The 11914-nt window shown below is 58.2% G+C and carries 12 protein-coding genes, 1 tRNA gene and 1 pseudogene; 7 read left to right on the top strand and 7 right to left on the bottom strand.

All coding sequences use genetic code 11. The annotated features are described in order from the left end of the window. Positions 1-118: 118 nt before the first annotated feature. Positions 119-203: transfer RNA gene (locus Q1A32_RS19980), tRNA-Leu, on the bottom strand. A 127-nt stretch (positions 204-330) separates the two neighbouring features. On the opposite strand from Q1A32_RS19980, the gene Q1A32_RS19975 reads away from it, so the two are divergent. Beyond that, positions 331-834 (top strand): Hint domain-containing protein, encoded by a 504-nt coding sequence (locus Q1A32_RS19975; protein ID WP_299657295.1) that lies wholly within the window; start codon positions 331-333, stop codon positions 832-834. Here Q1A32_RS19975 and Q1A32_RS24065 read toward each other — a convergent pair. Continuing rightward, positions 831-1643, bottom strand: a pseudogene (locus Q1A32_RS24065) (NAD(P)H-hydrate dehydratase); the annotation flags it as partial. The gene Q1A32_RS19975 and the pseudogene Q1A32_RS24065 sit on opposite strands and share 4 nt — an antisense overlap. Before the next feature lie 160 nt (positions 1644-1803). Next, positions 1804-2505: an NAD(P)H-hydrate epimerase gene (locus tag Q1A32_RS24060; RefSeq protein ID WP_366141246.1), complete on the bottom strand. Its 702-nt coding sequence runs from the start codon at positions 2503-2505 to the stop codon at positions 1804-1806. Positions 2506-2678: 173 nt separating this feature from the next. Between Q1A32_RS24060 and Q1A32_RS19965 the strand changes: the two genes are divergently transcribed. From Q1A32_RS19965 to Q1A32_RS19945, 5 genes are all read left to right on the top strand, one after another. Beyond that, on the top strand, positions 2679-3017 hold the full coding sequence (locus Q1A32_RS19965; protein WP_299614140.1) for a P-II family nitrogen regulator: 339 nt from the start codon (positions 2679-2681) through the stop codon (positions 3015-3017). 32 nt (positions 3018-3049) lie between these two features. Further along, positions 3050-4453, top strand: coding sequence for a type I glutamate--ammonia ligase (gene glnA / locus Q1A32_RS19960; protein WP_299657293.1), 1404 nt, complete (start codon positions 3050-3052; stop codon positions 4451-4453). A 120-nt stretch (positions 4454-4573) separates the two neighbouring features. Next, positions 4574-5107, top strand: coding sequence for a hypothetical protein (locus Q1A32_RS19955; protein ID WP_299657291.1), 534 nt, complete (start codon positions 4574-4576; stop codon positions 5105-5107). 425 nt (positions 5108-5532) lie between these two features. Continuing rightward, positions 5533-6291, top strand: coding sequence for a lytic transglycosylase domain-containing protein (locus Q1A32_RS19950; protein WP_299657628.1), 759 nt, complete (start codon positions 5533-5535; stop codon positions 6289-6291). 206 nt (positions 6292-6497) lie between these two features. Beyond that, positions 6498-6941 (top strand): glyoxalase superfamily protein, encoded by a 444-nt coding sequence (locus Q1A32_RS19945; RefSeq protein WP_299657289.1) that lies wholly within the window; start codon positions 6498-6500, stop codon positions 6939-6941. Between the two features lie 6 nt (positions 6942-6947). On the opposite strand, the gene Q1A32_RS19940 is transcribed toward Q1A32_RS19945, so the two are convergent. Both Q1A32_RS19940 and Q1A32_RS19935 read right to left on the bottom strand, forming a co-directional pair. Continuing rightward, positions 6948-7709: a DUF3445 domain-containing protein gene (locus Q1A32_RS19940; RefSeq protein WP_299657287.1), complete on the bottom strand. Its 762-nt coding sequence runs from the start codon at positions 7707-7709 to the stop codon at positions 6948-6950. A 24-nt stretch (positions 7710-7733) separates the two neighbouring features. After that, positions 7734-8837 (bottom strand): S41 family peptidase, encoded by a 1104-nt coding sequence (locus Q1A32_RS19935; protein WP_299657285.1) that lies wholly within the window; start codon positions 8835-8837, stop codon positions 7734-7736. Positions 8838-8961: 124 nt separating this feature from the next. Between Q1A32_RS19935 and dddP the strand changes: the two genes are divergently transcribed. Beyond that, positions 8962-10305, top strand: a complete 1344-nt coding sequence (gene dddP / locus Q1A32_RS19930; protein WP_299657283.1) for a dimethylsulfonioproprionate lyase DddP — start codon at positions 8962-8964, stop codon at positions 10303-10305. Positions 10306-10739: 434 nt separating this feature from the next. Here dddP and Q1A32_RS19925 read toward each other — a convergent pair whose 3' ends face one another. Both Q1A32_RS19925 and Q1A32_RS19920 read right to left on the bottom strand, forming a co-directional pair. Further along, positions 10740-11405 carry a GntR family transcriptional regulator gene (locus Q1A32_RS19925; RefSeq protein WP_299657281.1) on the bottom strand — a complete coding sequence of 222 codons (666 nt, stop codon included), beginning with the start codon at positions 11403-11405 and terminating at the stop codon, positions 10740-10742. A gap of 54 nt (positions 11406-11459) precedes the next feature. Beyond that, positions 11460-11846: a YciI family protein gene (locus Q1A32_RS19920; RefSeq protein WP_299657279.1), complete on the bottom strand. Its 387-nt coding sequence runs from the start codon at positions 11844-11846 to the stop codon at positions 11460-11462. Positions 11847-11914 lie beyond the last annotated feature (68 nt).

Here is an 11914-nt window from a genome sequence, read left to right as displayed (position 1 = left end):
CCCAGAAAGCGACGCGATAACAAGTCCATGGACGGCGCGACCGGATCGCATCTTTTGGACGGGAGAATTGCGAACCAGAACGATTGCAAGGCGCCAACGGCGGCAGCCCGGTATCTCGTGGTGCGGGCGGGGAGACTCGAACTCCCACACCTTGCGGCGCCAGAACCTAAATCTGGTGCGTCTACCAATTCCGCCACGCCCGCAACGCCGCATCCCTTAGCAAAGCACATGCTGGGAAGCGAGACGTAATTGAAGAAAAATCACGCGACATTAAAGGCGTGTTCAGCTATTGTGATCCTAACCTAGAGGCAGGTTACAGAAAGAGACGCCATGAAGCCGAATACGGTCGGGCGCGAAATCGGCGGGCGGATGCCCCCTTTGCGCATTGATATTGCTCATGTCGGACTTGTGTCCGGCACCCTTTTGCTGACAGCAGACGGTGAAATTCCGGTCGAGTATCTCTCGCCCGGGGATCGCATCATAACCCGGAACGCAGGTTCGGTTCGACTGACTGCGATCCAGTCCTATCGCACGACGGACGAGGCGGTTAAGATCGCGGCCGGGTCCTTGGGCGACACCAAGCCTTCGCACCATGTGATCATTCCAGCCGCCCAGATGGTGCTTGTTCGCGATTGGCGTGCTCAGGCGCTCCGTGGTGCAGCACAGGCCGTCATGCCCGCAGGCTGCCTGATTGACGACGAATTCATCATATCATTGGGTTCGCGCGAGATGACGCTGGTACGCTTGGGGTTCGAGGCCCCGCACGTGGTCTACGCTGATGGTTTGGAATTGTCGGTCCCTGCGATGACCATGACCGGGGCGCAGGCGGCTTAGGCCTCCAGCCCCCGCAAAACCTGCGGCAAGAGTTCAGGCAAGTCCTCGGCAATCAAACCGGGGCCGAAAACGCGCGCGCACTCGACATGCAACCAGACCGCCGTCTCGCAGGCCGCCATCGGATCAAACTCACGCGCCAGAAGCCCGGTGATGAACCCCGCAAGAACGTCCCCCGCGCCTGCTGTGGCCAGCCACGGCGCTTCGCGGCCATAAGCTGCCGCGTGGACAGAACAGCGCCCATCCGGATGGGCGATCACAGTGTCCGGTCCTTTGAAGAGTACGACCGCACCACACCGTGCCGCCGCCTCTCGGGTCGCATCGACCTTGGAATAGGCAGGCCCTTGGTCCGGGATCGCGTTCAGCTTTTCGGCAATGTCAGGAAACAGCCGCGCAAACTCGCCCCCATGGGGCGTCAGCACACAGCGCTCATGCAACATGTCGCACAACTCCGCTGGATCATCCGCATAAGCGCTCAACGCGTCCGCATCGAGCACCACGTGGGGTGCGCGCTTGATGCGCACCGCCACCGGCACCAACGCGCGGGCCCGTTCGAACCCCAGACCGGGACCCAGGCACAGGGCGTTGATCCGCTCATCCTCCAGCACTGCGTTCAGCGCGCCGGCATCCCCCACACGCGACAGCATGAGGGCGGTGATCTGCGACGCCACCTCCATCTGCGCTGCGGGCGGCACGGCAAGCGTGACCAGGCCCGCCCCGATCCGCAGCGCCCCGCGCGCGACCAGACGGGCAGCGCCTGTACGCCCGGCACCACCTGACAGGATCAAGGCGTGACCGTGGTCGAACTTGTGGCCCGTTACCTTTGCCAAAGACGTGGGCGCTTCAACAACCCGCACCGCGTCCGAACTTAGGATCGCGCCCGACCCGAGGGTGGGCGCATCGCGCCCGCCTTGGGGGGCGGGTCGGGCGCGATCCGGGGCTGACACCCCGGAGGGCCGGTTGGTTGATGTGCTAGCCATGCAAGCCAATGTCTTTTGCGACGACTTTTCCGCATATGTCGGGATCACTGACATGCATCTTTTTTTCAGCATGAAATGTGACTGTTAAGTCAGCGACAAAAATTTCGTTTCCGGTCCCAAGTCTACCACTTTCATTTAGCCCGCTTGGAACATCTATCGAGACAAGGTGCGGCCAACCCCATTCCTTGTCCCAGAGATTCAGGTTTGGCTCAATGCATCCCAGTATGGGCTCGAGAGCGGCTAGTGATCGGCTTAGGCCGATGCCAAAGAGGGCATCAATCAAGACCTCGGTTTTGCTTTGAGCAAATGTGGCTGTTTGAAAAACAACGCCGTCTTGCTCAGCTAGACGCGGAAAACCCAAGAAATACACACTTCCCAATGTGAGCCACTGAGTGAAGTTTGACTTTGCATCCGGCGGCAAGGCCTGTTGATCTCCATAAAAGAAAACCTCAACATTCCACCCGCGCTCCTTAAGCAACCGCGCCACGACAAACCCGTCGCCGCCATTGTTCCCAGGCCCGCACAGCACTACGGCACGGTGCGCGCCCTCGCCCAATTCCGGCCATTCCTCCAAAACAGCCTCGACCACGCCCGCACCCGCGCGTTCCATCAACTCAAGGCCCGTCACCTGCCCCGACTCAATCGCGGCCTGTTCGATGGCGCGCATCTGGGCGGCGGTCAGCAGCTCGGTCATATGCATTTCCTCAAAGTTTTTATTTCGCCTATTTTTTGTGCGCATCGATTACTTTTACAGCGCGCCCTTCACAATACCGTTGCATCACATACAAACTCTACCTCATCCCATGGACGCCCCAAACCAAGAAGTGGTCCATCCCAACCAAGGCGCGACAAAGGGAGGCAAGCCCCATGAAAAAGATCGAAGCAATCATCAAGCCCTTCAAGCTTGATGAAGTCAAAGAGGCTCTGCAAGAGGTCGGCGTACAAGGGTTGTCTGTCATCGAGGTCAAAGGCTTCGGTCGCCAAAAGGGCCACACGGAACTTTACCGCGGCGCCGAATATGTGGTCGACTTCCTGCCCAAGGTGAAGGTCGAGGTCGTCCTGGATGACGATCAGGTCGATGCTGCCATCCAAGCCATCGTCGATGCCGCCAAGACCGAAAAGATCGGCGACGGCAAAATCTTTGTCACACCCATCGAACAGACAATTCGCATCCGGACCGGCGAGACCGGCTCGGACGCACTGTAATTCAATTCCAAGACAGGAAGGACCCATAGGAAATGGCCAACCCCGTTCTCGACATGATCAAGGAAGAAGGCGCCGAGTACGTCGACATCCGTTTCACAGACCCGCGTGGCAAGCTGCAGCACGTGACCGTCATGGCCGACCAGGTCGACGAAGACTTCCTCGAAGAAGGCTTTATGTTTGACGGCTCGTCCATCGCGGGCTGGAAGTCCATCGAAGCGTCGGACATGAAACTGATGCCCGACCAGGCCAGCGCCTATGTCGATCCTTTCTATGCGGAAAAGACGATCTGTGTGCACTGCTCGATCGTTGAGCCCGACACAGGCGAAGCCTATGAGCGTGACCCGCGCGGCACGGCCGAGAAAGCCGAAGCCTACCTGAAGTCCACAGGTATCGGCGACGCAGCTTATATGGGTCCAGAAGCGGAATTCTTCCTCTTTGACGATGTGCGTTATTCCAACAGCATCAACAAGGTATCCTACGAAGTGGACGCAACAGACGCGTCGTGGAACACAGACACCGAGTACGAGATGGGCAACATGGGCCACCGTCCCGGCGTCAAGGGCGGCTACTTCCCTGTGAACCCCACGGACGAAAGCCAGGACCTGCGCTCCGAAATGCTGAGCACCATGAAGCGCTTGGGCATGAAGGTCGACAAGCACCACCACGAAGTGGCGTCGTGCCAGCACGAGCTGGGCCTGATCTTTGACAGCCTGACCAAGCAAGCGGACGAACTGCAGAAGTACAAGTACGTCATTCACAACGTTGCCGCCGCCTACGGCAAATCGGCCACGTTCATGCCCAAGCCAATCGCGGGCGACAACGGTACTGGCATGCACGTGAACATGTCGATCTGGAAAGATGGCAAGCCGCTCTTTGCGGGTGACAAATATGCTGACCTCAGCGACGAAGCGTTGTTCTTCATCGGCGGCATCCTGAAGCACGCCAAGGCACTGAACGCCTTCACCAACCCATCGACCAACAGCTACAAGCGTCTGATCCCCGGCTTTGAAGCCCCCGTGCTGCGCGCCTACTCGGCCCGTAACCGCTCGGGCTGTGTCCGGATCCCATGGACCGAGTCGCCCAAAGCCAAGCGCGTCGAGGCCCGCTTCCCCGACCCAAGTGCCAACCCCTATCTGTGCTTCGCAGCGCTGCTGATGGCTGGCCTTGACGGCATCCAGAACAAGATCCATCCGGGCGAGCCGTCGGACAAGGACCTGTACGATCTGCCACCAGAAGAGCTGGCTGGTATCCCGACGGTCTGTGGTTCGCTGCGCGAAGCAATGGGTGAACTGGAAGCCGACATGGACTTCCTTCTGGCCGGTGACGTGTTCACCAAGGACCAGATCGAAGGCTACATCGCGCTGAAGATGGAAGAGATCGAAACATACGAACACACGCCCCACCCGGTCGAGTTCGGCATGTATTACAGCTGCTGATCCTTCAGACAGACGACATTCAAGGGCGCCCGTTTCGGGCGCCCTTTTCGTTTGTCCCAAAAGAGCCTGAATAATTTCCCATGTCTGCCGCAGTGCTGATGCTTCTTATCGAAGAACACGATGGCCGGGGATCACCGAATAGCGGTCTCGCAATCAACTCGTTACTTCGGGGAAAAGAGACACATGTCACAGGATTTTAAAGATCGGCTGGCTCGGCTGGAGGCAAAGAAGGCTGCCGCGGCACCACCTCCCTCTTCAGGCCCATCTGGTCACAAGCGTCCCGACAGAAACCCGCGAGGTGGCGGACTGAAACTGATCCTGCTGGGTGTTGCGGTCCTTGTTGGTCTGCCGACTGCGGCCTTTTTCGGGACCATGACGTACACCAAGAACAAACATGTCATCGACAATGTGATCTTTGGCGCAAAGGCGATGGCCGTCGCGTATGCGCCCGCCACCAATGACCCGGAACGGCGCGCAGCACGCCGCGAGAATGAAAGCGTCATGCTCCGGTTCAACATGGGCACGCTCTCCGAAGAAGAAGGGAGATACTGGGCCAGCGACGAGGGTCAGCGACGGATGGTCGAAAATCAGAAAAAAGCCATGAATATCGAAGGACTGGAAGCACTGGCTGAAAAGCACTTCGTGAAAGACTGACACCGCTGCGCCGTCTCGCGCAACGCACAACTGACCGCCCTCGAACGCTTGGTGTTCGCTGATGCGACGGGACGGCCCGCCTTCGCATGAATTTTCATCGCACCATCGGTTCCGAAAAGGCTAAATGGAAAAGGTCATATATTCCTGACTTGCATCAAATTGCGCCATCCACGATCATACCTGTATTTTAAACCAGTGTTGTTTTTGGGTGCTCGTTATGTCCGCTACACAATTTTGCTTTCGCATTTGCATCGCCGCTTCCGTCATTATGGGCCTGCATCTCATTCTCACCCACATGGCGTGAGACCATCAAAAAAGAACTTGGGCTTGCGTGGGTCAACACGTTATCCTGAAACGGTATGGTATTCGGGAGGCTGGAAATGCGCATGACTATTTGGGCGCGCGGTGCGTGCGCTGCGGTTGGTATGACCCTGGCGCAAGGCGCTTTGGCGCAGTGTGGGAATACATCCGCGGGCTTTGACACATGGAAATCATCCTTTGCCGCTGACGCCCAGCGGGCTGGCGTTCAGTCCCCCGGCTTGCAGGCCCTGGCAAATGCGCAATACGCGACGCGCACCATTGCCGCAGACCGCAACCAAAAGTCGTTTCGGTACTCTCTCGACAAATTCATGCAGATCCGCGGTGCTGATACGATTGTCGCACAAGGACGCAAGCGCAAGGCGCGTAACCCTGACTTTTATGCAGCGCTTGAACGCCAATATGGCGTCCCGTCAGGTGTGTTGATTGCCATCCACGGGATGGAGACTGCATTTGGCGGCTTCATGGGCGACAGCTCGGTTGTATCGGCCATCGTGACGCTGACATATGACTGCCGCCGCTCGGATTTCTTTAAACCGCATGCCATCGGGGCTCTGAAACTGGTGGACCAAGGGTCGATCACCGGTAGCACCAAAGGTGCTAAACATGGCGAACTGGGACACACACAGTTCCTGCCCGGCAACGCGCTGACTTATGGAATAGATGCCAATGGCGATGGCCGTGTGGACCTTTACAACCAGACGGATGCCCTTGCCTCCACGGCCAACTTCTTGCGGCAAAAAGGGTGGAAACCGGGAAGTGGGTATCAGCAGGGGCAACCGAACTTCGCTGTGATCAAACAGTGGAACGCGGCAACCGTCTACCAGCAGGCCATAGCGATCATGGGCGCACGGATCGACGGATAGCGTCCGTACGGGACAAACGGGATATTGGCCGCCGCTTGAAAAGCCTTGCCAATGCGGCCACGTCCGCCTAAAGCGCCATCAGGGTTCAGGCCCCTGCCCTCCGCACTGTGGTGAAGTCCTGACAGTCCGACCCTATTCAAGGTCGCAGGCACGGCAATGCGGAGCCCCGAACGCCCACATCACGCGACCGAAGATTGGAGACGGATATGGATATCCCCCTTCCTTCCCGCGCAGCCCTCAAGGTGCAGGCCAAGCGGTTGCGCGCAACTTTGAACGCGGCAGGCACGGCTTGCACACACGCGCAGGCGCTTGAGGCGGTCGCCCACCAGTGGGGTGCAAGAGACTGGAACACTTTGAGCGCGCGCGCTCAGGACGACCCGCATCAGGGCTATCGCCCCGGGCAACGTGTGTCTGGTCGCTATCTCGGCCATCGGTTCGCGGGCATGGTCAAATCGGCGCGCCTCATGCCCGGTGGACATCACGCGCTTACGCTCAGGTTCGATGACGCCATTGATGTTGTGACATCCTCGCACTTTTCGGCTTGGCGCAAGCAGGTGAATTGTGTGGTGGACCGCACAGGTCGCACCTTGCGGGTCACGTCGAATGGACAACCCCATGTGGTCATACATGATGCATGGGCTGGCGGGTGACAGCGTCTAGCGCAGCGCGGGGACGTCACCGCGCGCCAAAACAAATGTGTGAATGGCGAAAACCACCGCACGGGTCTGCGGCAGGCGCAAAAGCGTCTGCCGTTCGGTCCGGTAATATGGTCCTTTGGACAGTCCGGCACCAACCCGCCGGGGCTCCGATTGCGAGCGCGGTTGGAACAATTCGGGATTTTCGTACCAAAGCTGATTAAACCGCCAGAGCGGCCGTCCCACCTGTATCCCGTCGAAAAGCCGCTGCACCCGGCGCGCAACGTCTGCGGTGTACTCGCCCACCGGAACATGAATGTCGATCAACGGTCGCCCGGCCTTTTCCGACAAGCGCCATGAGGCCGGTAAGCACAGAACTGCGCCTGTCAAGACGTGTTCTACCCCGCGCTTCTCCATCAGAACAAAATCGTTCTGGCACAAGTGCCCAAGCGTGTTCAGGGGGGTGTCACGTGCCAATCTGACCAGCCGACCGTCCGGGCAAGTTACCGTATGGGGTCCGACCTCGAAGCCCAGGTCAGGCAAGGTGTTCAACACCGTGTCCAGCAACTCCAAAGCTGCGGGTCGGGCAGCTCGGTCCAGATAAAGCACATCGTACGGTTGCTTTTCCAACAATGCCTGCCGTCGCACCATCTGCGCGGCATAGGCGTCATCCACGCGAAGCCATGGGCCAGCTTCGGGCTGTATCCCGGGCAAGGCGCGGGTCAGGCGCATATCATCCGGCAAATGCCGCTGCAGGATTAAAGTCATGCCGCGTTTTGCCATGCTCTGATCCGACGGAAAAGAACCTCACCCCTTCAATACGAATGCACGGGCCACATCTTCTTGTTCTGCTTCCAAAACACGCTGAACCGGTAGGACACCAGCAGCCACCAAATGGGCTTCAATCTCCGGCGGTGTTGTGGCATCTGCTACGCCCGTTTGCCAATCGTGCCATGCGCTGGAGTATCGAAGTTTGGCACCGCTATCCGGCAATTGCAGCAGATCCCCCTCCGCCCAGAATGCCAGGTCGTCCCCCATGTCCGAGCCGATCAGCGCAGCGCGCTGTCCCAAATGGGACGCGATCAGCGCGGCAACGACCAAAGCCGCAGAGAACGTGTATCCATTCACAAGCACCGCGCACCGTATCCATTGGCCTGCATCCCGAAGCATGTGCACGAGCGGCAGTGCTGTGAGAAAACTACCCCCCGGATTCCCGCGCAAATCAACAATCACGCCGGATGGGTTCGATTGCAAAGTCCTCACAACCTGAGTGATATCGTAGGTGGTCAGCGTCTTCAGATCCGCCAAACGAACACGCCAAAATGCGCTCTCGCGCACGACCAAGGGCTGCGGATAAGCATCCGCGCCGGGCAGCAAGGCCCCCGTCTCATTCTCTGAAAAGTATCGACTGGCTGAAGTGATTTCCTTTGAAGACACCACAACCTGCGTTCCATCTGCCAACGCATAATCATAGTCCGGCCCGATCACGCCAGCTTCGGCCAAGGCGGCGGGCCAAGCCAGCATCAAGCCACTCAGCACCAATCGCCGCACAGCGGGACCGGACAACGACGCACGCCACACAGACATGATGTGCGCGATGCCGGTGCCATTCACCGTCAACACCCTGACGGCGACATCCTCGCGCACCACGCACAAGTCATTGTCCCGCAGCACAAATCGCAACGGCAGTACCGATATGGCAGCGTTTGGAATGAGCCGACTGTGCGCATTGCCAGCAACGGCCATCGTCCGCATGGCAGCCAACAGAAACGCCTCCAAATCGTTCTGCTTGGCGCGCGTCTTCATCTCATGAACAGCGTCGGATAAAACCTTCGGCGGTACATTGGCGAAGGCTGGGTCTCGGTACCGCACCACCTCCTCAATCAATGCTGCATCATGACCAAATCCCATGGCACCACCTTGACCAAGCGGCCCACCAAAACGCAACCCGTCGAAAAAACGCCGCGCGCACGTCGGAAACGGGCAATTCTGCTGAAAAATTACGCGGCAACCTGACCTAAGGGAAGGAAGCACGATGAACCAGCACTACCGCGACACCCGCAAGATCGACCCCAACAGCGGGGCGACCTTGGGCGATGGCACGCCAAATGATGCAAACCGGATCGAAATCGGCCCCACCCATCTGGCATTCACAGAATGGAAGTCCGCAGGTCTCACGCTTCCGAACCTTGCCAACATGCGTGAATATCGCTGGCGCCGCCTGACACAGCATATCGTCGATCGCGACTATGCCGGTCTGCTCATGTTTGACCCGCTCAACATCCGCTATGCGACCGACTCGACCAATATGCAGCTTTGGAACACGCACAACCCCTTCAGGGCCGTATTGATCTGCGCCGATGCTCACATGGTCATCTGGGACTACAAGAACGCCCCGTTCCTGTCGTCGTTCAACCCGCTGGTCAAAGAGGTGCGCGGTGGCGCGTCGCTGTTCTACTTCGCAGCCGGGGACAAGATCGACATCAAGGCAGACGCCTTCGCAAACGAAGTGCGGGAGCTTCTGGCAGAACATGCACCCTCAAACGCCCGCCTGGCGGTGGACAAGATCATGCTGCACGGCGCGCATGCCCTCCAAGCACAAGGCTTTGACATCAAAGACGGCGAGGAAGTCACTGAAAAGGCACGGAGTATCAAAGGCACTGATGAGATTTTGGCGATGCGCTGTGCTGTCGACGCGTGCGAAAAGTCAGTCCAGGCGATGGAGGATTTCGCCCGCGCCAATGTGGGTGACCGTCACACCTGCGAAGATGACATCTGGGCCGTGATGCACGCAGAAAACATTCGGCGCGGCGGTGAGTGGATCGAAACCCGCCTGCTCAGCTCAGGCCCACGTACCAACCCGTGGTTCCAGGAATGCGGTCCGCGGGTGTGCCAACAAAACGAGATCATCTCATTCGACACCGACTTGATCGGCAGCTACGGCATCTGCGTGGATATCTCGCGCAGCTGGTGGATTGGCGATCAGAAACCGCGGCCCGATATGATCTACGCCATGCAGCATGCGCATGAACACATCATGCAAAACATGGACATGATCAAACCGGGTGTGACGATCCCCGAATTGACCGCAAATACCCACGTTCTAGACGACAAATTCCAGGCACAGAAATACGGTTGTCTGATGCACGGCGTCGGACTGTGTGATGAGTGGCCGCTGGTCGCCTATCCGGACAAGGCCGTGCCCGGATCATTCGACTACGCGCTGGAACCCGGCATGGTCCTGTGTGTCGAGGCCGCCGTTGGTGAAGTCGGAGGCGATTTCACCATCAAGCTCGAAGATCAGGTGCTGGTCACCGAAGACGGATTCGAGAACCTGATAAGCTACGAATATGATCCTGCGCTCATGGGATTGATCTGAGCCCCTAGATAGCCTCTCAATGAATTGTTTTTCAGCGTTTTTTTCGAAAGTCAGGCTGGGCAAAACGCATAACGATCTTGCAAACTATGTCCATCGCTCTGCACGACAAAGCGTCCATCACCACGGATTTGAGTGGATGCTTGAAGCGGCGCGCTTTGCGTCGAACGTAGGCTTCGCTTTCCCCAAAACCGGCATCTTTGCCAACGCTTACCAAGGCCGAAACGACGCTCTGCCCAAAGCCGCAGGCAAGATCCAAGGACGGCGTTCTTATCTCCAGCCGGGATGTCATTGATCGTTTGGAACGACCTGTCGTACTGGGCGTATTCAGAGCGACCACAACGCCATTCGCCGGGGGTTTTGGCATACCGGTTCGGAATGTCGGCGACGCCTAATGCGCCAGGACACCGCCCTAGTGTGACCAATTGCGCTACCCGCTAATCGTCCATTTGGCGGCTTAGGTATTCCCCGGTGCGACGGTAATGGCTGATCAGCAAAGCCGTGGCGACATCTGCATCATGATCCAGTGCGGCTTCCAGAATTTCCTGATGCTCCGCCGCGATACTGCGTTTTTCATAGTTCGGCTCGCCTGCCGCCAGATTCCGATAGCGGATATTCAGATCGTAAAGTTGCGAACAATAGCGTTCCAGCATGGGCATGTGCGCGTTGTCCAACAGCGCCATATGAAAGGCTTTGTGCGCGACCTCGAAATCGGCAGCCCCCCGTTGCTTGGCTTTTTTCATATGGTGATGGCGCAGGACCAGCTGTTCTTCCCATGCCGCATCGGCATGCGCGATCGATGCGCGAAGGGCCATCTCTTCCAAAGTGCACCGCAGCGTGAGTATCTCTTCGAAGTTTGCCTTGCCTACGGGCGCCGCTCTAAATCCGCGCTGATCAATCCGCTCCACCAGCATGTCGGACGTGAGCAAGCTGAGCGCCTCGCGCACGGGGCTGGCGCCGGTAATCAGCAAGGCGCGCAATTGTTCGATCTTGAGCTTTTGGCCCGGCGGCAGCTCACCGGTCAGGATCATCTGGCGCAATTTCAGATACGAGCTGCGCGTCGCTGAGGTTTCCTTGTTCCCTGTCTCTTGCAAGATATTCATGTCGCGTGCCCCTGACGCAGGTGCGCCTATCTGCGCCGTGGTAAATATATGTCACTACCTGAACGTCACATCGCCCGTGGACAACCCCACTTGCAGCGAAATTGATCCCTCGTTGATCATCCAGCGCCGAAGCACGAAACTACGCGCGCCGCTTTTGTGCATCGGGTCGCCTTCCGCCAGCGCTTGAGCGTCCTCCAGGCTGTCGGCGCGCAGAACGAGCATGCCCATCCCCTGCATGTGCTCGCCCGTTTCATCGGACATGGGACCTGCAAAAGCCAGTTTGCCGCTCCGCTCCAACCCGGCGATGTAATCGAGGTGATCGGGCAGCACCGCCTTGATCTCTTCTGGTGATTTGGCGGGTGTGCTGTGTGCCACATACACCTCAAAGGCCAACGCGCCCCTGCTTTTGGCTTCCGCCTTGTAGTCCGCCCAAGCAACCATGCCACACTCCAAAAATATCGATATTTATTGACAGTTGCTAATATTGTAGGCAGAAATTCCGTGAACTG

Origin of the sequence: uncultured Tateyamaria sp., assembly GCF_947503415.1 — a bacterium.
GTDB lineage: Bacteria > Pseudomonadota > Alphaproteobacteria > Rhodobacterales > Rhodobacteraceae > Tateyamaria.
Note: the sequence above shows the minus strand (reverse complement) of the source record. Positions and strands in the feature narration are given on the sequence as shown.

Excerpts from the sequence above, each read along its gene's own strand:
- Q1A32_RS19975 (WP_299657295.1), top strand. The coding sequence starts at position 331 with ATGAAGCCGAATACGGTCGGGCGCGAAATCGGCGGGCGGATGCCCCCT.
- Q1A32_RS24060 (WP_366141246.1), bottom strand. The coding sequence starts at position 2,505 with ATGACCGAGCTGCTGACCGCCGCCCAGATGCGCGCCATCGAACAGGCC.
- Q1A32_RS19965 (WP_299614140.1), top strand. The coding sequence starts at position 2,679 with ATGAAAAAGATCGAAGCAATCATCAAGCCCTTCAAGCTTGATGAAGTC.
- glnA (WP_299657293.1), top strand. The coding sequence starts at position 3,050 with ATGGCCAACCCCGTTCTCGACATGATCAAGGAAGAAGGCGCCGAGTAC.
- Q1A32_RS19955 (WP_299657291.1), top strand. The coding sequence starts at position 4,574 with ATGGCCGGGGATCACCGAATAGCGGTCTCGCAATCAACTCGTTACTTC.
- Q1A32_RS19950 (WP_299657628.1), top strand. The coding sequence starts at position 5,533 with ATGACCCTGGCGCAAGGCGCTTTGGCGCAGTGTGGGAATACATCCGCG.
- Q1A32_RS19945 (WP_299657289.1), top strand. The coding sequence starts at position 6,498 with ATGGATATCCCCCTTCCTTCCCGCGCAGCCCTCAAGGTGCAGGCCAAG.
- Q1A32_RS19940 (WP_299657287.1), bottom strand. The coding sequence starts at position 7,709 with ATGGCAAAACGCGGCATGACTTTAATCCTGCAGCGGCATTTGCCGGAT.
- Q1A32_RS19935 (WP_299657285.1), bottom strand. The coding sequence starts at position 8,837 with ATGGGATTTGGTCATGATGCAGCATTGATTGAGGAGGTGGTGCGGTAC.
- dddP (WP_299657283.1), top strand. The coding sequence starts at position 8,962 with ATGAACCAGCACTACCGCGACACCCGCAAGATCGACCCCAACAGCGGG.
- Q1A32_RS19925 (WP_299657281.1), bottom strand. The coding sequence starts at position 11,405 with ATGAATATCTTGCAAGAGACAGGGAACAAGGAAACCTCAGCGACGCGC.
- Q1A32_RS19920 (WP_299657279.1), bottom strand. The coding sequence starts at position 11,846 with ATGGTTGCTTGGGCGGACTACAAGGCGGAAGCCAAAAGCAGGGGCGCG.